Raw genomic sequence first — 20,840 nt, 5'->3', positions numbered from 1 at the left:
TTCTGAACCATGCTGCCTATCAGGAGCTGCTGCGAATCAGACAGGCGGCTAGTTTCGATTTCAAACCCAGCGCATCGTTTTATATTCAATACAGGGCTCCGGAGAAGGAAGGAAATATGAAGGGTACATACATTATTGCGGAAGCGGGCGTTAATCACAACGGCAGCCTTGCGCTTGCGCTGAGACTGGTAGACGCGGCAAAGGAAGCGGGCGCGGACTGCGTGAAATTTCAGACGTTTGTTACGGAGGAAGAGGTTTCCAAATATGCCGTAAAAGCAGAATACCAAAAAGAGACCACAGAAGCGGAGGAAGGCCAGTTCGAGATGATAAAACGTCTGGAGCTGTCTTTTGAGCAGTTCCGGCAGATCAAGGATTATTGCGACGAGAAGGGCATCCGCTTTTTATCGACGCCCTTCGATCTTTTGAGTATCGGTTTTTTGGATACCATAGACATGCCCTTCTGGAAGATTCCCTCCGGCGAGGTGACGAATCTCCCCTACCTCCTGGCTATCGCAAAGACAAAAAAACCGGTAGTCATGTCCACCGGCATGTGCGAAATGGAGGAAATCCAGGCGGCCATGGACGTTTTGAAGGCCAACGGAACGCCTAAAATCACCCTGCTGCACTGCAACACGGAGTATCCCACGCCCTATGAGGACGTCAACCTCCGGGCCATGGAGACCATGCGGGAGCGGTTCGGCGTGGACGTGGGGTATTCGGACCACACGCCGGGGATAGAAGTGCCCATCGCGGCGGCGGCCATGGGCGCGGTCATCATTGAAAAGCACTTTACCCTGGACCGAAACATGGAGGGGCCCGACCACAAAGCCAGCCTGGAGCCAAATGAACTGGCCGCTATGGCAGCTGGCATCCGCAAGGTTGAAACGGCGCTGGGAAGCAGAGAAAAGACCGCAAGCCCCTCGGAGGGGAAGAACCGGGACATTGCCCGAAAGAGCATCGTTGCCCGCCGGGCCATTAAAAAAGGCGAGCTGCTCACAGAGGAGAACATCGCCGCCAAACGGCCCGGAGACGGCGTCAGCCCCATGCGCTGGTTCGAGGTCCTGGGCACGCCCGCTGTGCGGGATTTCGAGGAAGATGAGCGGATTGAGCTTTGACGGAAGGGGAGAATCCCGATGAAGACCGTGCGGAAGAATGCGCGTTTTCAAATTTGCGTCCTCACCACCACCAGGGCGGACTATGGGATATTGCGGAGGCTGCTGCTGGCCCTTTCCGAGGATGACAGCCTGGAACTCCGCCTGGCGGTGACGGGAACGCACCTGTCGGAGGCCTTCGGCATGACCGTTCAGGAAATTGAGGCGGACGGCGTTCCCATCGACGTGAAAATCCCCATCCTTCAGGGGCCATGCGATTCTCCCGCGGAGATGTCCCGCGTAATGGCCAAGGCGGCAGAGCGCTTCGGCGCCTATTTTCAGGCGCGCCGCCCGGACCTGCTGGTGGTTTTAGGGGACCGCTATGAGGCTTTTGCGGTCTGTGCCGCCGCAGTCAGCGCCTGCGTTCCCATCGCGCACCTGTCCGGCGGAGAGACCACCGAGGGCGCGATGGACGAGTGCTTCCGCCACTGCATTACGAAAATGAGCTATCTCCATTTCACCGCCGCCGAGGCGTATCGAAAGCGGGTCATCCAGCTGGGAGAAGACCCTGAAAGAGTGTTCTGCGTGGGGGAGCTTGGCGTGGAAAACGCGCTTCATGAGGAGATGCTCTCCCCTGAGCAGCTGGAGGCCGGTCTGGGGTTTCCGCTCCTCCGTAAGCCGTATGTGGTAACGACCTTTCACCCCGTTACACTGGAGGCCGGCTCCGCAGAAGAGCAGCTGGAGGAATTGCTGGCGGCCATTGCGGAGCGGACGGATTTGCACTTCTTAATCACAAAGTCCAACGCCGACATCGGCGGGCAGGGCATCAACGAAAAATTGGACGATTTCGCGAAGCGGGCCTCCCATTGCCGTGTGGTTGCCTCGCTGGGAATGCGCCGGTATTTGAGCGCTTTGAAATACGCCCTCTGCGTGCTGGGGAATTCCTCCAGCGGCTTAGTGGAGGCTCCGTCCTTCGGAATTCCCACCATCAACATTGGTAACCGCCAGAGGGGGAGAATTCAGGCGGAGAGCGTCATCAACTGCCTGCCGGAGAAAGCGGACATCCTCCGCGCCCTGGAGACGGCCTGCTCGCCGGAGTTCAGAGAATTGGCGGCGAAGGCGGCTAATCCGTATGGGGATGGAAATACCGCGGGGAAGATACACGAGGCGATCAAGCATACGCTGTTGTCCGGTGAGATCGATCTGAAAAAGAAATTTTATGACATTCCCTTTTAGCAAGGAACGACACATGTCTACAGAAGAGTGGAAAGGGAGCAACCAGATGGACGGGATGAACGAGATCGTAGGGTTTTTCCGGGGCAAGCGCGTCTTTCTGACCGGACACACCGGCTTCAAGGGCGCATGGCTCAGCGAATTGCTCCTGTACGCGGGGGCGGAGGTGACTGGCTATGCCCTTCCGGCCCCCTCCGGCGGAATCTTTCAGGCGCTGTGCCTGGAAGAGCGAATGACCTCCGTCATGGGGGATGTCCGGGACCTGGAGCGCCTGGAGCGGGCCTTCCGGACCTGCGGACCGGAAATTGTCTTTCATTTGGCGGCACAGCCCCTGGTGCGGGAATCTTACCGGGACCCGGCGGGAACCTATTCCACCAACGTGCTGGGGACCGTCAACCTGCTGGAGTGCGTCCGGAGCTGCGAGGGGGTCCGGTCTGTGCTGAACGTCACGACGGACAAGGTGTATCGAAATGAAGAGCGCGTTCAGGGATACCGGGAGGATGAGACCCTGGATGGCTACGACCCCTACGCAAACAGCAAATCCTGCTCCGAGCTGGTTACCTGGACATACGTCCGCTCCTTCCTGGCGGAGCGGGGCGTCGCCGTCTCCACCGCCCGCGCCGGGAATGTGATCGGCGGAGGCGATATGGCCGCCGACCGGATTCTTCCGGACTGCATTCGGGCGGCGAGGCGGGGCGAGGCCATCTTTGTGCGAAATCCGCATTCCGTCCGTCCATACCAGCACGTGCTGGAACCGCTGAACGCTTACTTACGGATCGCAAAGGAGCAGTACGCTGCTCTGTCCCTGGCGGGGGCTTACAATGTGGGGCCGTCTGTGGAGGACTGCCTGACCACCGGAGCCCTGGCGGACCTGTTCTGCCGGTGCTGGGGAGACGGCTCCAGATGGACAGCCGCGCCGGACGGCGGGCCCCATGAGGCGGCGCGCCTGACGCTGGACTGCGCCAAAATTGCGGAAACGCTGGGCTGGGCCCCCCGCTGGGGAGCGGAGACGGCGGTGAAAAAAACCGTGGAGTGGACGAAGGCGGTCCTCTCCGGGCAGGGGGCGGTTGACGTGACCCGCCGCCAGATTCAAGACTATTTTGGCGCCTCCCCGGCGCCGCAGGAGCAATGCGATGGATAAAGAGACCATTTTACAGGCCGTATGCCAGTACTACCAGGAGCATCACCAAAGGGAACCCTACCGGCCGGGCGGCCGGATTCCATACGCCGGCCGGGTATACGACAAAACGGAACTGTGCAGTCTGGTGGACGCCGCTTTGGACTTCTGGCTCACTGCCGGGGACTACACGAAGCGGTTTGAACAGGGATTGGCGGACTATCTGGGTATTCCGTTTTGCTCGCTGGTCTGTTCCGGCTCGGCGGCCAATCTGCTGGCGGTGGCCGCGCTGACCTCTCCGCTGCTGGGAGAGCGGCGGCTGAAACGGGGTGACGAGGTCCTTACGGTTGCCGCCGGGTTTCCCACCACCGTTGCCCCCATTGTCCAGTGCGGCCTGGTACCGGTGTTTGTGGACGTGAAGATGCCGGACTGCAATGTGGACGTGTCCCTTTTGGAACAGGCGAAGAGTGAGCGAACAAGGGCCGTTATCCTGGCGCATACGCTGGGCTGCCCCTTTGATTTGAACGCAGTGAAGGCGTTCTGTGACCGCTACGGCCTGTGGCTGATCGAGGACAACTGCGATGCCCTGGGGGCGGAGTACCAGCTCGGCGGGGTGTGGCGCAAAACGGGAACCATCGGCGACATCGGAACCTCCAGCTTTTATCCCGCCCATCATATCACCACCGGCGAGGGCGGCGCGGTTTATACCGGCAACCCCCTGCTGCACCGGATTATCCGGTCTCTGCGGGACTGGGGCCGGGACTGCGTCTGCGGCGGGGGACAGGACAACGCCTGCGGACGCCGCTTTACCGGCCAGTTTGGGACGCTGCCGGTGGGCTACGATCATAAATATGTGTATTCGCACCTGGGCTATAACCTGAAGGCCACGGATATGCAGGCGGCCATCGGCGCGGCGCAGCTGGAGAAGCTGCCGGAATTCGTTGCCCGGCGGCGGGAGAATTGGGCGTTCCTCCGCCGTGCGCTGGAGCCGCTGGAGGGGCGGCTGCTGTTCCCGGAGCCCGGCCCGGAGAGCAGCCCCAGCTGGTTTGGGTTTCTCATGACGGTCCGCCCGGGGAGCGCCGTCTCCCGGGATGAGTTGGCGTCCCATTTGGAGGCGCATAATATCCAGACGCGGCCTCTGTTTGCCGGGAACCTGACCCGGCATCCCTGCTTCCAGAGTCTGCGGGAGGGCGTGGATTACCGGATCGCCGGAACGCTGGAGGTTACGGACCAGGTGATGAACAACAGCTTCTGGGTGGGCGTTTACCCGGGGATGGAACGGGAGATGCTGGAGGAAATGTCTAAGCGAATCCTGGAAAAGATGCATCATAAATAGGATTCCTATTGGAGCGGGTTTATTGGTACGGGGCCTGTTCACAACACCCAAACGCACGTTTTTCTTAGGTGAACAGACCCCGGCTATCCGTTTTTATTTTCATTCTTTTGAGATGCGAAGTTTCATAAAAATAAAACATCCAATCCGGTTAAATGGCGGATGGAACCAACGGCATGCCGTTGGTTTAAAAGGATCGAAGATCCTTTTAAGATCAACTGTAAATATCTTGATAAAGAATAGGGATAGTGGCGATGGACGAAATTTTAATGCTTTACGGAGAGCTGCATGAGCTCTTGGGAACTCATGAACTATGTGCTGGGTTTTGTGAGAAGATTATACAGGTAATTCAGGATGCAGTGGATAAAATACCGTTTGGCTCCAGAGTTGGTATTCGATGCGCGGATCCTTGTATGGAGTATATTTTCAATAAGATTGACTTTAGCCGGACAAATGTAATCGGAGTCTTTGATCTGAGAAGAGAGGGGAGCTTTTGCGGATATCCGTTGTTCTTATCGGAGAAGCTGCCGGAGATGAATTGTGACTATGTGTTGTTTGCAACATATACGTACAGGGATGCCGTTTTGCGGGAGCTGAGTTCCTTTCCGGGAATCATTCTTGATGTGTACAGTTTGTTGGATGAGCACGGGATAACCCTGCGGGGTCCTATTAAATTTTATCAGATGGGCTGTCCGATGGTACTAAATCATTTTTACCTGAAATATGCGGAAGAGCGCCAAAGAATTCTGGAAGAAAAAACATTGCGGGATTGTTTGCAGGCCGCAATCGAGTACAAGGATTTTGTTTTGGTCTCTGAAATCTATAAGGACAACGGAGGAGAGCAAAGCAAATACCCAATTCTTGCGGAGGTTTGGGAACGGACACAGCATATATTAAGGAGTATTCAAAAGCAGATCAATGGACGAGAGGAAAAGGACATTGCCGCTTTTTGGATAGATTCTATGGATTATTCAGATTTAGATAATATGCCGCTTCTAAAAAACAAAGCGGAGAATGGATGCTTTTTTGAAAAGACATATGCGAATTGCCCTTGGACACGCCCTACGATGCAGACAATCTTCCAAGGTGTGCTTCCCATTGAGGGATTTTCAAATGAGAGAAAAGCGATTAACCATTCCAATAGCCCTATGATTTCTTATTTGGAGGATAATGGGTATGAGGTCCGGTGGGCGTCTTTCCCAACGTGGGCTATGGACTCTGAATATACGGTGCCGCAAATAGTAGAGGGAATGTCCAGCAGCGTGATATGGTGGCAGGGACTTCAGTCGATGCTACGCTCAAAAAAACCATGCTTTTATGTGTTTCACTTTTTTGTGGAAGGGCATGAGCCCATGCTTTCGCCCAATATGACAGAGTTTCATTTTTCAAGTCCACACCTTCATTTGCAGAGTGCGCAGATAGAGGAACAGAGAAAAAAGGCATTATCATATCTGGAACAATGCTTAATGCTTTGGAGTCAATTGCTGGAGAGCAAGACGCAGATATTTTTCAGCGATCACGGACCGAGCTATCCCAATATACCGAACTGGTCTGAAAAACGGCTGCATACCTATTGCTTTGTTTCAGGGAATGGCATTTTGAAAAGAAAGGCCGCTTGCTTTTTCGAGTATATTCATTTTGAACGGCTGATTCGATGGATACTTAACCCGCAGGAAACGCATTTTGACAGCCTTTTATCAAAAGAGGTTGTTTTTCAGGGCGAAGACTATTATGCGGAGAGGATTGTCAATTCCGCAATTAGTTTTATAAAAAAAGGACATCCCCACAACGGCATTGCCTTCCGCGGTATTCGCACCGGAAACTGCAAATACGTCCTCAACGCCCTAGGCGAGGAGTATTACTACATCATCAACGAGGACGGCACGGAAACGCTGACGCCGCTGGAGGACGACGCGCTGCGGGCAGAGCTGCGGAGCAAAAGTGGAACATATTTCATTGATATCCGAAAATACGACAAATTCAAACACAGCAGAAAATTATACGAGAGCATCTTACAGGATCACCCGGAGCTGGGTCCTCCCCTTTGGCTTGCCGGGAAACCGGAACACACGGTTTGAACAAAAGATAATACAAGAAGGCGGAATGAATGATTTTATGGCTTATGGGCATTTCCGGAGCCGGCAAGACCACAATCGGCCGGAAACTTCAGAGGTATTTTAACGAAACGGGCATCAAAAATTATCTGCTGGACGGCGACGAAGTTCGGGATTTGTTTGACCGGGATTTGGGCTATTCCGACGCGGACCGGGAGGCGAATGTGAAGCGCATCATCCTCGGCGCGTACCTCCTGGACCGAAATGACATCACGGGAATCATCTGCAACATCTCTCCCCTGGAGCCCCTTCGAGCCCTGGCCCGGCGGAAGATTGCCGGCTACAATGAGATTTACCTCAAAAAGGACCTGCGAACCAGTATGGAGCACGATGTGAAAGGCGTCTACCGGGAGAATGCCGGGAAGACGCAGCTGGTCGGCATTGACGCAACCTTTGACGAGCCCCGGCATCCGGATTTGGTGCTGGAGGTGGACCGCATGACAGAGGAAGAGACCTTTCAGGCCGTTCTTTCATACATCCGGCGGAAATACGGCGCGGAGTTTGGAGGCGTGGAATCATGATTGTGAAGATCAACGAAGAGACCCTTCAGGACGTCATCAATATCGCCTCCGGTGTGCTGGCGCCTCTGACCGGCTTTCTGGGCGCGGAAGATTTCCGCAGCGTGGTGGATCACTGCCGCCTGAAAGACGGACAGGTATTTCCTCTGCCGGTGACACTGGACCTGCCCAAGGAGCAATACGAGAGCGCGGAGCCCGGCAGCGTGCTGTCCCTGTCCTTTCAAGGAAAGATCGCGGCGGAATTAGAGATAGAGAGCCGGTTTTTGTTTCAGGAGTCCGACCTGAAAGCCGTGTTTCGGACTCTGGACGATGCGCATCCCGGCGTACATAAGGAGAGGGAGCGCTCCCCTTACCGTGTGGGCGGCCGGGTGACACTGCTGGATCCCGCGCTTTTAAACGGCGCGCTGCGTCCGGAGGAGACCAGGCGGGTTTTCACGGAGAAAGGATGGAACACGGTGGTGGGCTTCCAGACCCGCAATCCCATCCACAAAGCCCACGAGCATATCCAGCGCATCGGCCTAGAGGTGTGCGATGGGCTGTTTATCAATCCCCTTGTGGGCTGGAAGAAAAAAGGGGACTTTACCGAGGAGGCGGTGATGGCCGCCTACCGGAAGATGGCGAAGGAATTTTATCCGGCGGGGCGTGTCCATATCGCGGGGCTCAAGACGCAGATGCGCTATGCGGGGCCCCGGGAGGCGGTTTTCCATGGGATCATCCGCCGCAATCTGGGCTGCACCCACTTCATCATTGGACGGGACCATGCCGGAGTTGGCGGGTACTACGGTCCTTATGACGCCCATGCGCTGGCTCGGGAGCTGGAACCGGATTTGGGCATTCGCCTGCTTTTGACGAGGGAGCCTTATTATTGCAAAAAATGCGGGCAGATTGTTACGGACAAGCACTGCGCCCATTACGATACGGACCGTTTGGAAATCAGCGGAACCATCATCCGCCGGTATATTCAAGACGGCTTCATTCCCGATGAGCTGATGCTGCGCAGGGAGATTTTCCAGGCCATTCTGGACTGCGGGCAAGTGTTTATTTCGTGACGCCGTGAACTCGAAAGCGGCGTTGAGAAAACTGCGGGAGCTGCTGGACAGCGAGACGTATGAGGCTGTGGTGGAGCTCCTGGCCGGGACCACGGTGTACTTCCCCGCCAATGTCCGGTTCACCGATCTGGAAGAGCGCAATCTGCAAATCAAAGACGACTTTTTCAGCGGAGCCTATGAGGTGGCGGACCTGGCGCGGAAATACGACTTGAGCATTTCCCGAGTTTACAAGATCATACAGGCAAAATGACAGGCTCTACCCTGCGACGGACCGCGTTTCCCGTTCCGGTCCTTCCCAGGGGGAGAGCGCGTCAAATCCGGTCGCCTTTGGTTTCTCGCTTTCTTGGAGTGTAACCAAAGAGCGGCCGGATTTCTTGCGGCTGCGGATTTCATTTGCTAAACTTACGTCAGCAAACGCAAGGAGAAATCGGCATGACACTGAAAACGCTCTCGGAAAGCGAGATTTTTGCAACCTTTTTGGCGCTGGCCTTTTTGCTGGCGGGAGCCTACGTCTGCGGAAAGCTGATGGAGGCGATCCGGGCGCCGAAGGTTGTGGGCGAGATTGTGGGCGGAATGCTCTTTGGGGGAACGTTCCTCTATCATTTCTGCCCGGATTTGATGACAGGGATTTTTCAGGCATACCCCGAGGAGGGAAAGGTGCTGAACCTGTTTTACCAGTTGGGACTCCTGTTTTTGATGTTCTCCTCCGGCTTCAATACCCGCATAGAGATGGATCGGAAAAACGGGAAGATCATCGGCTACGTGTTTACGGGGGCGACGGTGCTGCCCATGCTGGGGGCGCTTCCCTTTGTTCCCTTGTTCCGGGAGCATTTCATTGGCGAGAAGGGAAACGACATTTCGTTTTTGCTGGTGTTCATCATTGGCGTGGCGATTACATCCATTCCCGTAATCTCCAAAATCTTTTTTGACATGGGAATTATGAATACCCGCTTTGCCAATACAGTTTTGACGGTTTCCACCTTCCAGGACCTGTGCCTTTGGATTTTGCTGAACGTGGCGACCCGGATGGCCTCCACCGACACAATCAACTTGGCGGACATGCTGCTTGTGATTGCCTTTACGCTGGGGATGTTTGTGATTGCCAAGCTGGTCAGCGACCATATTCGCCGCGGGTACAGCAAGACGCTGAAGGCCACGGATTTCTACACGGTCAGTTTCATCGCTCTGCTGCTGATCTCCGCGATTCTCTACCATTTCGGCATCAACCTGATGTATTCCGCGTTTCTGATCGGCTATATTGTAAAGGCGGTCTCCCAAAGCGACCGCGACGCGGAGGGACGGATGGAAGCGGTGGCCAATTTCTCGTTTTCGTTGTTTGTCCCCGTGTACTTCGCCCTGGTGGGAATCCAACTGAATCTGATTCACAATTTTTCCCTGGGCAGGTTTGCGCTGTTCTTCCTCATTGCCTTTAGCCTGGAGGGCGTCGGAACGGTGCTGATGCTGCTGTTTTCTGACCTGAAAAAGCCGGTAATCGTAAACTTCGCCGTGACGATGAACGCCCGGGGCGGCCCGGGAATCGTTCTGGCCACGGTGGCGTATTCCTATCAGATTATCAGCGTGGAATTTTTCACCGTGCTGATTCTCACAACCATGCTCTCCTCGCTGATCGCGGGCTACTGGCTCCGTTACCAGCAGAAGAGGGATGCGCGTATCTTTGTGGAACTGACAAAAGGGAATTGAGGAGGAGTAAGCAATGCAGAAGTACATTTTGACCACCGGACCAGCGCTGGCGGAGGAGGTGCCGTTGAGCCAGGTCCACAGCGGCAGGAATATTTACCGCATCAACGGCGCCCATGGCGGCATTCCGGATGTGGAACAGAGCATTCGAAACATCCGGGGCCAGATTCCGGGAGCGGAGATTTTACTGGACCTGCCAGGGAACAAGGTGCGCACGGCCAATATTTCCGAGGGTATCCGGCTGGAGAAGGGGAAGACCTTTGAAATCGCGTCGCCCCAGTTCAACTATCCGGATTTTTACCGCCACCTGAAGCCAGGTATGACCGCCTGGGCAAACGACAGCGTGTTCGAGTTTGAGGTGATCGCTGCGGACAGCGAAAAGGTGGTGTTCTTGTCGAAATCGGACGGGGTGCTGATTAACAACAAGGGCGTCCACGTGCGGGGTATCCACCAGGATATTCCCTTCCTGTTTGAAAAGGACCGGCAGCTGATCCGGCTTGCCAACCAGTACAAGCTGGAGTATGTGGGACTCTCCTTCGTCCGGACGGCGGAGAACGTGAAGGAGGCCAGGGCCCTGATCGGCGAGGGAACCCAGGTCATTTCCAAGATTGAGACCATTGGCGCGGTGGAACACATCAACGAGATTTTACCGCTGGTAAACTACATTCTGGTGGACCGGGGAGACCTGTCTACGGATATCGGAATCGAGAAGATTCCCCGCTTCCAGAGATATATCATCGACAAGGCGCTGTACTTTGACGTCAAGGTATTTCTGGCTACGCAGGTGCTGAAGAACATGGAGACCAAGCCGATTCCAACCATCGGAGAGATCGAGGCGCTGTACGAGATCATGAAATCCGGCGTTTACGGCGTGCAGATGTCGGAGGAGACGGCGGTGGGCCGGTATGCGGCGGAGTGCGTTGAGCTGCTGGAGCGTATGAACCAGGAGGTCATGGCGGAGACCATCGGACTTTGAGTCATAGGGCGAGCCCCCAGCGGCCATACCGCTCCGCCAGGGCCACGGCGGCGGCGTACTCCTGGGGGGTGTTGCAGTTCATCAGGAGCTCCGGCGGTCCGGCGTAGTCAAAAAACGAACGGGCGGCGATGCGTTCCAGGGCGCGCACCGGCGCGCCTCCGGGTTCGATCAGGGACCCGATGGCCTGGAAGAGCGTGGAGTCGTAGACGCCGGTCAGGGGTTCCTCCATGCCGGAGCGGCGCAGCACCGTCACGCCGCCCCGGTGGACGTCCCGGAGCTTGGCCAGGGCGGCGCGGGGCGCCAGAGGCGTGTCCACGCTCAGCACCAGGCAGGCGGGATGCTCCGCAGCGCGGAGGCAGGCGTGCAGCCCGCCCAGAGGGCCCCGCCGGGGCAGCGCGTCCGGGATGACCCGGGTCCCGGGAAGGGCGGGACAGTCTTCCCCAGAGAGGAGAATGTCCCGAATGCCCAGGGCCCGCAGCTTTTCCGCCTGCCGCTCCAGCAGGGTCTGGCCGGAGAGCTTCAGCGCGGCCTTGCAGGTTCCCATTCGCCGGGAGCCCCCTCCCGCCAGAACGATTCCGCTGAGGGGCGGCGGGGAAGGACGGGCCTCTCTGCGCAGACGGAGGCGCAGACGGGCGTCCGCCAGGGTTTCCTCCGGCACGCGGAAAGCCTGGAGCAGAAGTCCGGCGGCCTGCCGCTTCACCGGCGTGCCGGCGGGGTCGTAGGCCAGCAGCGCCGCGGAGAGCTCTGCGGCGCTTTCCTCCGGCGGGCAGGGGCGGAAGCTCTCAAAGTCCAGACCCAGGATGGATTCCCCTCCGGCGTCCCACAGGAAATTTCGCAGGTTTCCCTCCGCCGGCAGTTGGCCGCAGATTTGAAAGCACCGGCGGAGCCAGTCCGCCAGGGCCGCCCAGGGGGCGGGAGAGAAGCCCCCGCGCTCCTGGCGCTCCAGAACGTCCAGCAAAGAGGGGTGGGGGCAGTATTCCGTCACCAGCAGGCCCGGTTCCGTGTGAAGGACGGCGGGGTGGGGGAGCGCGCCTCCAAGGACTTGGTAGAGCCGGGTCTCCCGCTCCCAGTCCTCCATATGGGAGAAGTGTTTTTCCACGGCGGGCCGGTCCTGCCGCAGTACGGGATAGACCTGGTTTCTCCGGCTGAAAAAGGGGATCATGCGACGCACAGGGACACGACGCCGGAGACGCGGCGCTTGCTGTTGGGGTCCCCGAATACGACCATCTGCACGGCGTCTTCCTCCATCACCAGATAGACCTTGTCCGGGGCAAGAATTTCCTCCCGGGTTACGGCGGCGGAGTAGGCGTCGTCCGCTGTGACGGTGACCTGACGGAAGTCCGTGACGCCGCAGTGGGCGAGAAGCTCCGAGAGAAGAAGGCCCTGCCGGTGGATGGCGGTTTCCTCCCCCTTGCCGTTGACCACCGTTCCGCGGACGGGGGACAGCGTCAGCTCTGACAGGGCGGCTTCCACCGTTTCCCCCTGGGCCTCCACCAGGAGCGTGCCCTTGGGGACGGCGGTGCGGGTGGTCAGGTGCAGGGCGGCCAGGACGGCGGTGAGAAGGACCAGACCGGCCAGGAGCAGAAGGACGCGCTTGTTCAGGGTGCTGGCTTTCATAAGAGATGCTCCTCCTTTCGTGGATTGTCCCGCTGGAGCTCCGCGCCGATGACCGGCGCGACCCGGGCCGCCAGCCGGGCGGCCAGCAGGCCGCAGAACGCGCCGGAGGCGGAGGCGACGCAGAGGTACAGCAGCAGGGGAATGCCGCTGAGGCGGAAGACGATGAGATTCGCGGTCAGCGCCGCGCAGGGGGCGGCGGCGGTGTTGGCCAGAAGGATGCCCTCTTCCCGGGAGAGGGAGGCCCTTCGGGCAAGGCGCAGGGTCAGGTCCACGACCAGGCCGGGGACGATGTAGCCGATGGGGGAGAGGGCCCCCATGCTGCCCACCATGCCAAAGCCCAGGGCCAGGACGCTCTGCACCGCGCCCATGATGGAGCCGCAGAACATGCCGGGGAGCATGGAGGCGGCGACCACCAGGAACATCAGGGAAAAGCTGGTCCCGATGCCGCCGGGAATGTGGAGGGCGTCCGTGATCAGGTTGGCGAAGGGGTTGACGGCGCGCTTGGCGAAAAGGCCCAGGTCACAGCAAAGGGCCAGGAAGATGAGGGTGCGGAGTTTATAGGCTCTCATGAAGGCGCCTCCTTTATAAAAATGGGAAAACCGGAAGTCGGTCAAGACTTCCGGTTTTCCGTTTAATAAGGGAGAGTATGGACAGCGCCGCAGATAGAATTCCATCGTATCCACCTTCGCGGCGTCTCCTTTTCAAATACGGAAGGCCATCCCGTTTCCAGAATGACCCGGGCCGGCCGCCGTGGTTTCCTTTAGGCGGGGAGGCTCGGAGAAGTCGTTTGCTATTCAGTTGGAGAGAACGTCCAGCAGCAGCGTCTGCCCCATGCCCCGCTGCCGGGCGCGGTCATAGACGGTAACGGCGCAGTTTACGTCATGAGCGCCCATGCCCATGTGGGTGGAGACGATGATCTCCTCCTCCCGCTCCCGGCCGGGAATTTTCCCGGTGAGAAGCTCCGTCATGTCGCCGAAGACGTCCTCCTCCCGGAGGGCGAGGCCCGGGTTCAGGCGGGGGCTGCGGAGTATGAAGGCATCCGGCGGGCGATAGCCCAGATACCATTTGGCGGCCCGTTTCCCAATCTCCGGGTCCAGGTCCCGGAACCCCTCGATACCGACGACGGTGACGCCGGGACGGAGCATGTTCCACGTGAGCAGGGGGGACTGGGCTCCGGAGGCCGCCAGAACCAGATTGCTGCCTTGCAGCGCCTCCTCCGGGGAGGCGCACAGCACGGTCTCCGCCCGGCCGTCCAGGTCCTGGCGCAGCCGCTCCATGGGGCCCCGGCTCCGGCTGAAAACGCGGACCTGCCGCAAAGAGGGGAACTGGGTGAGAAACCCGAAGACGCCGGCCCGGGCCTGGGCGCCGCAGCCCAGCACGGTGAGGACGGCGGGGTCGGGGTTGGCCAGGTATTTGGCCTGGACGGCGCCGTGCCCCCCGGCGGTCCGCATGGCGGTGATCCGGGTGGCCCCGGCGATGGCCGCGGGAGACCCGGTGCGGATGCTGCTGAGGATGACCAGGTTCCCGTGGCTGAAGGGATACCCCGGCAGAGGCGCGCCGAAGGTGCCGATCCACTTCACGCCGGCGTAGCCCTTGTGGCGGAGGATGGCGGGCATGGAGTGGAAATTGTTCTTTTTCGCGTCGTCCGCGTACATCAGCGCCATCTCGCCCACGGTGACGTCGCCCAGACCGATGTGGAGGAAGGTGTCTTCCGCGGCCTCAATGGCGTCCGCGGGGGTCAGAAGGGCCTCCACGTCCCCCTCGCCTAAAAAGAGCAGTTCCTCCCGGATTTCCACGGCGGACCCTCCCCTCTTCAGACGGCGGCCAGAATGTCGGAGACGGACATCTCCGGGGAGAAGCCCAGATTCTCCAGCGTCCGGCCCCCGGCCAGATAATCCTGCCCGGTGATGACGCCGGCCACGCGGGTGAACGCCTCCAGCACCGGCAGCTCCAGCCCCAGGCGCTTGGCGAAGGACAGCAGGATTGCCGCGCCGCAGGAACAGTCCTCCGTCAGATAGCGGTGATCCACCCGGTCGGGACCCGCCAGGGTCATGAACACGCTCAGCTCCGGGTACTGGTCCGGATGGGTGATCTTCTCGTACATGCCCAGGGGGTTGGCGTGCTCCTCAAAGCCCAGGGCCTGGATGACGGACATGCGCTCTTCCCGGATGAGCCCGCCCACGCGGATGCCGGCGGGGGTGAAGCCGTGCTGGAAGAGGACGAAGTCCTCGCCCATGGTCTCGATTTTGGAGGCGGAGAGCACGGTGGTGCCGATGTGCATCACGACGTTGTTGGCGTTCAGGGCGCACTCAAACACGTTCCGGTTGGCCTTGAACTCCCAGACGCCCTCCAGCGCCCGGATTACCCGCTCCGTGTCCGACGCGGGAAGGGAGGCGATGCGCTTGGGCTTTAAGGGCATGCCCACGGTCACCTCCGCGTCCCCGGTCAGGCGGCAGGGGCAGAGGTTGCCCTCCTGGTCCGTGACGGTTACGTCCGCCGTCACGCCCAGCTCCCGGAAGACGCGGCGGAACACGAAAGCACCCAGGTTGCCCGGGACGATGAGGATGTGCTGTCCGTCATGCAGGTAGGGGGCGATGGTCCGGGCCACCTCCTCGTGGCGGGGGGACATGACGTGTACCGCGATGAGCTCCGCGCCGGGGATGGCCTCCTCCGGGGAGGTGGAGACGCGGGCAACCTGCCCGATGCCCCGGACCTTGCCCCGGAGGGCCACGCCGCCCAGCTCCCGCACCCTGGAGAGGCGGGGGGCAAACTCCTCGTGGTCGAACAGGGTGACCGCAAAGCCCTTCATAGAATAGATCGCGGCGGCGGCGTGGCCGGTGGAGCCCGCGCCGATGACGGTGATGTTCTGAATCATGGCCTGATATCTCGCTTTCGTTTTCATTCTTGGAGTTTGGAATGATAAAAGTCTATCCGCTTTTCCCGGCGCCGTCAAATCGCTTTTTCTGCTAAAGGCAATCAAAAAATGCCATTGGACGGGAGGGGGGAAAATCGTCTATAATTGTTGCTATAAAGCGGGAATTTCGCACGCGGGACGGCACGGAGACCCATGGGGCCGCCGGGGCGGACGAAGAGGCGCTTTCCCGCCGGACCGAGGCGCTTGCCGATCGGAGTCTACAAATTTCATGGGAGGGTCGTTATGAAAAAAATACTATCCGGATTGCTGCTGGCGGCCATGATTGTGGGAATGACCGCCTGCGGCGGACAGAAGCCCGGCGCCCAGGGGGCCGCCGCCCCCACCGCCGAAAATCCCGTTACCATTAAATGGGGCCTGTCCGTGTCCACGTCCAACCAGGCCTACATCAACGCGCAGGTGGTGGCGGACCATGTGATGGAGGCCACTGGCGGCGCCGTTAAGGTGGAGCTGTACCCCAGCAGCCAGCTTGGCAACGAGGCCGCCATGTGGGAGGGCATCCTCAGCGGCACCATCGACATGGCGAACATCTCCACCGGCACCCTGGCCAGCACGATTCCGGACTTCGAGGCTTTCACGCTGCCCTGTGTGTTCGGCAACGCGGAGACCTTCTGGAACGTCATGGCCCAGGAGGAGTTCCGGGAGAAGTTCTCCGAGCGGGCCTCGGAGAAGGGCGTCGTGTTCGTGGGCATTTCCTCCATGTTTACAAGGGGCATCGCCTCCAAGTCGCCGGTGACCCTGCCGGAGGATCTGCGCGGGAAAAAGATGCGGATCATGTCCGGCCACACCTATTCCGACATGTTTGACTCCTGGGGCGCCGGAACGGTCATCATGGGCTTCAACGAGGTCTATACGGCGCTGCAGCAGGACGTCATCGACGGGCTGTGCGTGGACGTGGGCGGCGCGGTGGACCAGAAGTTCTTCGAGCAGGCCCCCTATTTCGTGGACACCTTCCACGCCTTCCACTGCTCCCCCGGCGTGATGCGGGCCGGCCTTTGGAACAGCCTCAGCGCCGAGCAGCAGCAGGCCTTTGTGGACGGGTACAAGCTGGTGGCCGAGACCGGCGTGGACACCTATTACGCCGAGCTGGAGGCCTCCGTCAAGAAGGCCGGGGAGATGGGCGTCACCTTTACCTATTTGACGCCGGAGCAGAAGCAGCAGTGGATCGACGCCGTTTCCTGGATGTACGAGGACTATCCGTACATCGACGGCGATTTCCTGAAGTGGTTCATCGAGTTCATCGATTCCAACCGGGTGGACTCCCGCGGCTGAACGATCGACGAGACTTGAGAGGCTGAAAGGTGCGCCATGAAACTGATGAAAAAGCTGTATGCCGCCCTGACCATTTTTGAGGAGACCGTGTGCAGCATCGCGTTTTTGCTGCTGACGGTGGGAGTCGTCTGCGACGTCGTCTCCCGCAAGATCACCGGAAACAGCATCTCCTGGCTGGAGGAGAGCTCCCGGATGATCTTCATGTCCATCACCATGATTACCGCCAGCGTCGCCGTCACCACGGACGAGCATCCCCGGATGAACGCGGTGCTGGTGGCCCTGGGAACCAAGCGGGGCAATTACCTGATTTTGTTCACCGACGTGCTCTGCGCCGCGTTTTTCCTGTTCATGCTGCGCTACGCGGTTCAGTCTGCGGTGAATATGTACACCTTCGGAACAGCCTACACCTCCATTCCCTTCAAGGTGTGGCACACGTATATCTTCTTCCCCTTGTCCTTCGCGGGCATTGCGGTCCGGTATTTCGTCAAGGCCGTCATGGGCGTCCGGACGGTCCGGCGGGGCGAAGACATCGAGAGGGGGGAGGAGTCATGATTGTCATCGCGCTGTTTTTCCTCCTGCTTCTGCTGGGCGTCCCCATCGTGTTTATGATTACGATGGCGGCCACGGCGGGGGTGGCGGCCTACACCACCACGCCGCTTCTGATCGTCATCCAGTCCATGTACTCCACGCTGAACAGCTTTGTGCTCCTGGCCATTCCGCTGTTCGTGGTGGCGGGGTCCCTGGCCTCCGGCGGAAAGACCTCCAAATACCTGATTGACGTGATGAACATCTTCTTCGGCTGGTTCAGCGGAGGTCCCGTGGTGGCGGCCATTGCCGCCTGCGCCTTCTTCGCGGCGATCAGCGGCTCCGCCGTGGCCACGGTGGTGGCCATCGGCGGGGTGATGATTCCCGGCCTGATCAACGGCGGCTATTCCCAGCGCACCGCCGTGGGCGTCATCGGGGCGGGAGGCACCCTTGGGGTCCTGATTCCGCCCAGCACGCCGATGGTGGTCTTCGCGGTGGCGCTGGGGTGCTCCGTGGGCAAGCTGTTCACCGCCGGTCTTGTCCCTGGCATTCTGCTGGCGGCGCTGTGGGCGGTCTATTCCGTGATCGAGTGCCGCCGGAAGGGCTGCGGAAAGCCCATCAAGTATCCCCGGAGGGACGCGCTGGGCATCGTCGTCCGGGCCGTTCCCGCCATGCTGTTTCCGGTGATCGTCCTGGGGTCCATCTACGCCGGGTGGGCCACGCCCACGGAGTCTGCGGCGATTTCCGTGCTCTATGTGCTGCTGATCGAGCTGTTTGTGTACCGCAGCCTCTCCCTGCGGGAGGTTCCCCGGAAGGTGTTCCGGGGGCTGGTGCTGGCCAGCACGGCCACGTTCATGATGGCGGCCAGCGGCGTTCTGACCTGGTTCATCACCTACATCAACCTGCCCAATACCCTGAGCCAGTGGATCATTGCCAACATCGGCTCCAAGGAGATGTTCCTGCTGGCGATCGTGATCTTCTTACTGGTGGCGGGCATGTTTGTGGGTTTGCAGTCCTTGGTGGTGGTGATCTGCCCGATTCTTCTGCCTTCGCTGCTGTACTATGAGATTGACCTGATTCACTTCGGCATCATCTGCGTCATGATGGCCCAGATCGGCTTTTTGACTCCGCCCTTCGGCACGAACCTGTTTGTGACCATGTCCGTCTCCAAACGCTCCTTCGGCGAAGTGGTGAAGTCCACGCTGCCGTATACGCTGCTGCTGCTGGCCATGGCGCTTTTGATCGCCTACTGCCCGGCTGTCTGCCTGTGGCTCCCCGAGGCTTTGGGCATGTGAGAAACAGCTCGGCTTCCATTGCGCGCGAAGCCCTCCCCCAGGAGGGCTTCCTGTTTACCAGACGCCAAATTTCAACGGATCATGATAAGGAGGAAACAACATGGATAAGAAATACCCCCTGCTGTGCAGCCCCATTCGAATCGGAAACGTCATCTTCCGGAACCGGATGTTCTCCTCGCCCACCAGCGGTACGGACATCACCAGCGACCACTGCATTGGCCCGAAGACCACCGCCTATTACGAGCTGAAGGCCAGGGGCGGAGCCGCAGCCGTCACCATCAGCGCGGTGAAGGTCCATCCCCCCACGGACGGGAGCAACCAGTCCTTCCAGCTGAATCTCCAGACCCTGGGGTCCCTGGCCAGCTTCACCTACACGGCGGACGCCATCAAGCGTCACGGCGCGGTGCCCAGCATGCTGCTGTCCCACGGCGGCCAGTTCGCCGGGGCCTACATGAAGGACAAGGAGAAGCTGAACAGCCTGGTGCAGTACGGCCCGGTGGACTGCGTCCGCTATGACGGCGTCCAGGTGCGGGCCCTGACCCACGAGCAGCTGGCGGATATCGCCAGGGCCTATGGCGAGACGGCGGCCCTGGCCAAGCGGGCGGGCTTTGAGATGGTCACGGTTCACGGGGGCCACGGCTGGCTTTTGAACCAGTTCTTCTCCCCCTACTTCAACAAGCGCACGGACGAGTACGGCGGCAGTCTGGAAAACCGGGTCCGTTTCCCCCGGGAGGTGCTGGACGCCATCCGCGCCGCCGTGGGTCCCGGCTTCCCCATCGAAATCCGGCTCAGCGGCCGGGAGGGCATGGAGGGCGGATACGAGGTGGACGAGGCCTGCCGGATTGCGGAGGCCATTCAGGACAAGGTGGATCTGATCCACGTCTCCGCAGGCTCTCACCGCTTCGGCTTCCACATCACCCACCCCTCGATGTTCGACGAGCACGGCTGCAACGTCCACCTGGCGGCGGAGATCAAAAAGCACGTCCATGTGCCCGTGGCGACGCTGGGCGCGCTGAACGACCCCGCCATGATGGAGGAGATTCTCCAGTCCGGGAAGGCGGACATCATCGAGATGGGCCGGGAGCTGCTGGCGGACCCCTATCTCCCCGCGAAGACCATGGCCAACCACCCGGAGGACATCAAGAAGTGCCTGCGCTGTTTCACCTGCATGGCGGAGCGGGTGAACACCTCCACCCGGCGCTGCGCCATCAATCCCTTCATCGGCCATGAGCTGGAGGGGCTGGAGGTCGTTCCCGCCCTGCGGCCCAAGAAGGTGCTGGTGGCCGGCGGAGGCGTGGGCGGCATGCAGGCCGCCGTCACCGCCGCCCAGCGGGGCCACAAGGTCCTTCTCTGCGAGAAGAGCGGCGAGCTGGGGGGCATTTTGAAGAGCGAGCAGATCATCCCCTTCAAGCGCGAGATGTACGAGCTGGGCCTGAGCCTGGCCCGACAGCTGGAGCAGGAGGGCGTGGAGGTCCGTTTGAACACCGCCGTGACGCCGGAGCTGGCGGAGGAGCTGGCCCCGGACGCCCTGATCGTCGCCGTGGGGTCCGAGCCCATTGTGCCCCCGATTCCGGGCATCGACGGCGAAAACGTGGTGGTGGTCAACCGCTATTACCTGGAGCATGAAAAGGTGGGCGACACTGTGGTGGTGCTGGGCGGCGGCCTGGCGGGCTGCGAGTGCGCGGTGCACCTTGCCCGGGAGGGAAAGAAGGTCCACATCGTGGAGATGCGGGACGACATTGCCGTGGACGCCAACGTGCGCCACCGTCCGGCCCTCATGAGGGAGATTGAAAAACAGGGCATCTTAGTACATACCGGCTGCACTGGAAAGAAGATCACGGAGGAGGGCATCCTCTGCGGCGGCAAGGACGGCGGGGAGGAGCTGGTCCCCGGCGCCAGCGTGATCTGCGCCGTGGGGCAGCGGCCCTGCCGAAGCGCGGCGGACAGTCTTTTGAACTGCGCGCCCGTGGTCCGGCTGGTGGGCGACTGCGTGCGCCCGTCCAATATTACCAACGCCGTCTATCAGGGACACCACGCCGCGCTGGACGTCTGAGTTCCCCTCCGCTTCCG

19 protein-coding genes and 1 riboswitch are annotated in these 20,840 nt (G+C 59.9%); of the genes, 14 read left to right on the top strand and 5 right to left on the bottom strand.

All coding sequences use genetic code 11. From position 1 onward, the window contains the following. The first annotated feature begins 116 nt into the window (after positions 1–116). The 10 genes from neuB to QZ329_RS05470 all read left to right on the top strand — a co-directional run bounded on the left by neuB (position 117) and on the right by QZ329_RS05470 (position 11,129). Entirely contained in the window at positions 117–1,115 is a 999-nt protein-coding gene (gene neuB / locus QZ329_RS05515; protein ID WP_295749363.1) for an N-acetylneuraminate synthase, read from the top strand. Between the two features lie 18 nt (positions 1,116–1,133). After that, positions 1,134–2,327, top strand: coding sequence for a UDP-N-acetylglucosamine 2-epimerase (gene neuC, locus QZ329_RS05510; protein WP_295749320.1), 1,194 nt, complete (start codon positions 1,134–1,136; stop codon positions 2,325–2,327). A 13-nt stretch (positions 2,328–2,340) separates the two neighbouring features. After that, positions 2,341–3,465, top strand: coding sequence for a CDP-glucose 4,6-dehydratase (gene rfbG, locus QZ329_RS05505; RefSeq protein WP_295749317.1), 1,125 nt, complete (start codon positions 2,341–2,343; stop codon positions 3,463–3,465). Next, complete coding sequence (gene rfbH, locus QZ329_RS05500) at positions 3,458–4,777, top strand: lipopolysaccharide biosynthesis protein RfbH (RefSeq protein ID WP_295749315.1); 1,320 nt, start codon at positions 3,458–3,460, stop codon at positions 4,775–4,777. The genes rfbG and rfbH overlap by 8 nt, the downstream gene beginning before the upstream one ends. Positions 4,778–5,028: 251 nt before the next feature. Further along, a complete protein-coding gene (locus tag QZ329_RS05495; protein ID WP_295749313.1) occupies positions 5,029–6,852 on the top strand; it encodes a sulfatase-like hydrolase/transferase in 1,824 nt (607 codons plus the stop codon). Positions 6,853–6,881: 29 nt separating this feature from the next. Further along, positions 6,882–7,409: an adenylyl-sulfate kinase gene (locus tag QZ329_RS05490; protein ID WP_295749310.1), complete on the top strand. Its 528-nt coding sequence runs from the start codon at positions 6,882–6,884 to the stop codon at positions 7,407–7,409. Then, positions 7,406–8,455: a sulfate adenylyltransferase gene (locus QZ329_RS05485; RefSeq protein WP_295749307.1), complete on the top strand. Its 1,050-nt coding sequence runs from the start codon at positions 7,406–7,408 to the stop codon at positions 8,453–8,455. The genes QZ329_RS05490 and QZ329_RS05485 overlap by 4 nt, the downstream gene beginning before the upstream one ends. A gap of 22 nt (positions 8,456–8,477) precedes the next feature. After that, entirely contained in the window at positions 8,478–8,705 is a 228-nt protein-coding gene (locus QZ329_RS05480) for a Mor transcription activator family protein (protein ID WP_295749305.1), read from the top strand. Between the two features lie 182 nt (positions 8,706–8,887). Continuing rightward, positions 8,888–10,156, top strand: coding sequence for a cation:proton antiporter (locus QZ329_RS05475; RefSeq protein ID WP_295749303.1), 1,269 nt, complete (start codon positions 8,888–8,890; stop codon positions 10,154–10,156). 13 nt (positions 10,157–10,169) lie between these two features. Continuing rightward, positions 10,170–11,129, top strand: coding sequence for a pyruvate kinase (locus QZ329_RS05470; protein ID WP_295749300.1), 960 nt, complete (start codon positions 10,170–10,172; stop codon positions 11,127–11,129). 1 nt (position 11,130) lies between these two features. Here QZ329_RS05470 and QZ329_RS05465 read toward each other — a convergent pair whose 3' ends face one another. The 5 genes from QZ329_RS05465 to QZ329_RS05445 form a co-directional block, all read right to left on the bottom strand. After that, entirely contained in the window at positions 11,131–12,291 is a 1,161-nt protein-coding gene (locus QZ329_RS05465; protein ID WP_295749360.1) for an NTP transferase domain-containing protein, read from the bottom strand. Beyond that, positions 12,288–12,746: a hypothetical protein gene (locus tag QZ329_RS05460; protein WP_295749297.1), complete on the bottom strand. Its 459-nt coding sequence runs from the start codon at positions 12,744–12,746 to the stop codon at positions 12,288–12,290. Before QZ329_RS05460 ends, QZ329_RS05465 begins: the two co-directional genes overlap by 4 nt. Then, positions 12,743–13,315, bottom strand: coding sequence for a hypothetical protein (locus QZ329_RS05455; RefSeq protein WP_295749294.1), 573 nt, complete (start codon positions 13,313–13,315; stop codon positions 12,743–12,745). The genes QZ329_RS05460 and QZ329_RS05455 overlap by 4 nt, the downstream gene beginning before the upstream one ends. 108 nt (positions 13,316–13,423) lie before the next feature. Further along, a riboswitch (molybdenum cofactor riboswitch) is annotated at positions 13,424–13,538 on the bottom strand. 2 nt (positions 13,539–13,540) lie between these two features. Continuing rightward, positions 13,541–14,542 (bottom strand): hypothetical protein, encoded by a 1,002-nt coding sequence (locus QZ329_RS05450; RefSeq protein ID WP_295749291.1) that lies wholly within the window; start codon positions 14,540–14,542, stop codon positions 13,541–13,543. A gap of 17 nt (positions 14,543–14,559) precedes the next feature. Next, positions 14,560–15,621, bottom strand: coding sequence for an NAD/NADP-dependent octopine/nopaline dehydrogenase family protein (locus tag QZ329_RS05445; protein WP_295749289.1), 1,062 nt, complete (start codon positions 15,619–15,621; stop codon positions 14,560–14,562). A gap of 282 nt (positions 15,622–15,903) precedes the next feature. On the opposite strand from QZ329_RS05445, the gene QZ329_RS05440 reads away from it, so the two are divergent. The 4 genes from QZ329_RS05440 (at position 15,904) to QZ329_RS05425 (ending at position 20,823) form a co-directional block, all read left to right on the top strand. Further along, on the top strand, positions 15,904–16,950 hold the full coding sequence (locus QZ329_RS05440; RefSeq protein ID WP_295749287.1) for a TRAP transporter substrate-binding protein: 1,047 nt from the start codon (positions 15,904–15,906) through the stop codon (positions 16,948–16,950). A 36-nt stretch (positions 16,951–16,986) separates the two neighbouring features. Next, positions 16,987–17,502, top strand: a complete 516-nt coding sequence (locus tag QZ329_RS05435; RefSeq protein WP_295749284.1) for a TRAP transporter small permease subunit — start codon at positions 16,987–16,989, stop codon at positions 17,500–17,502. Beyond that, on the top strand, positions 17,499–18,770 hold the full coding sequence (locus tag QZ329_RS05430; RefSeq protein WP_295749282.1) for a TRAP transporter large permease: 1,272 nt from the start codon (positions 17,499–17,501) through the stop codon (positions 18,768–18,770). The genes QZ329_RS05435 and QZ329_RS05430 overlap by 4 nt, the downstream gene beginning before the upstream one ends. Before the next feature lie 100 nt (positions 18,771–18,870). Beyond that, the gene (locus QZ329_RS05425; RefSeq protein ID WP_295749280.1) at positions 18,871–20,823 is read left to right on the top strand and encodes an NAD(P)/FAD-dependent oxidoreductase; all 1,953 of its coding nucleotides are present in this window, start codon (positions 18,871–18,873) and stop codon (positions 20,821–20,823) included. The last annotated feature ends 17 nt before the right edge of the window (positions 20,824–20,840 follow it).

Origin of the sequence: uncultured Oscillibacter sp. (genome assembly GCF_910579365.1) — a bacterium.
In the GTDB taxonomy this organism is placed as follows: Bacteria; Bacillota; Clostridia; order Oscillospirales; family Oscillospiraceae; genus Oscillibacter.
This window is presented reverse-complemented; position numbering and strand designations above follow the sequence as displayed.

Bases quoted from the DNA above. Each gene is read 5' to 3' on its own strand.
- QZ329_RS05455 (WP_295749294.1), bottom strand. From the start codon at position 13,315: ATGAGAGCCTATAAACTCCGCACCCTCATCTTCCTGGCCCTTTGCTGT.
- QZ329_RS05485 (WP_295749307.1), top strand. From the start codon at position 7,406: ATGATTGTGAAGATCAACGAAGAGACCCTTCAGGACGTCATCAATATC.
- QZ329_RS05460 (WP_295749297.1), bottom strand. From the start codon at position 12,746: ATGAAAGCCAGCACCCTGAACAAGCGCGTCCTTCTGCTCCTGGCCGGT.
- QZ329_RS05430 (WP_295749282.1), top strand. From the start codon at position 17,499: ATGATTGTCATCGCGCTGTTTTTCCTCCTGCTTCTGCTGGGCGTCCCC.
- neuC (WP_295749320.1), top strand. From the start codon at position 1,134: ATGAAGACCGTGCGGAAGAATGCGCGTTTTCAAATTTGCGTCCTCACC.
- QZ329_RS05465 (WP_295749360.1), bottom strand. From the start codon at position 12,291: ATGATCCCCTTTTTCAGCCGGAGAAACCAGGTCTATCCCGTACTGCGG.
- QZ329_RS05470 (WP_295749300.1), top strand. From the start codon at position 10,170: ATGCAGAAGTACATTTTGACCACCGGACCAGCGCTGGCGGAGGAGGTG.
- QZ329_RS05440 (WP_295749287.1), top strand. From the start codon at position 15,904: ATGAAAAAAATACTATCCGGATTGCTGCTGGCGGCCATGATTGTGGGA.
- QZ329_RS05495 (WP_295749313.1), top strand. From the start codon at position 5,029: ATGGACGAAATTTTAATGCTTTACGGAGAGCTGCATGAGCTCTTGGGA.
- rfbH (WP_295749315.1), top strand. From the start codon at position 3,458: ATGGATAAAGAGACCATTTTACAGGCCGTATGCCAGTACTACCAGGAG.
- QZ329_RS05445 (WP_295749289.1), bottom strand. From the start codon at position 15,621: ATGATTCAGAACATCACCGTCATCGGCGCGGGCTCCACCGGCCACGCC.
- QZ329_RS05490 (WP_295749310.1), top strand. From the start codon at position 6,882: ATGATTTTATGGCTTATGGGCATTTCCGGAGCCGGCAAGACCACAATC.
- QZ329_RS05435 (WP_295749284.1), top strand. From the start codon at position 16,987: ATGAAACTGATGAAAAAGCTGTATGCCGCCCTGACCATTTTTGAGGAG.
- QZ329_RS05475 (WP_295749303.1), top strand. From the start codon at position 8,888: ATGACACTGAAAACGCTCTCGGAAAGCGAGATTTTTGCAACCTTTTTG.
- neuB (WP_295749363.1), top strand. From the start codon at position 117: ATGAAGGGTACATACATTATTGCGGAAGCGGGCGTTAATCACAACGGC.
- rfbG (WP_295749317.1), top strand. From the start codon at position 2,341: ATGTCTACAGAAGAGTGGAAAGGGAGCAACCAGATGGACGGGATGAAC.
- QZ329_RS05425 (WP_295749280.1), top strand. From the start codon at position 18,871: ATGGATAAGAAATACCCCCTGCTGTGCAGCCCCATTCGAATCGGAAAC.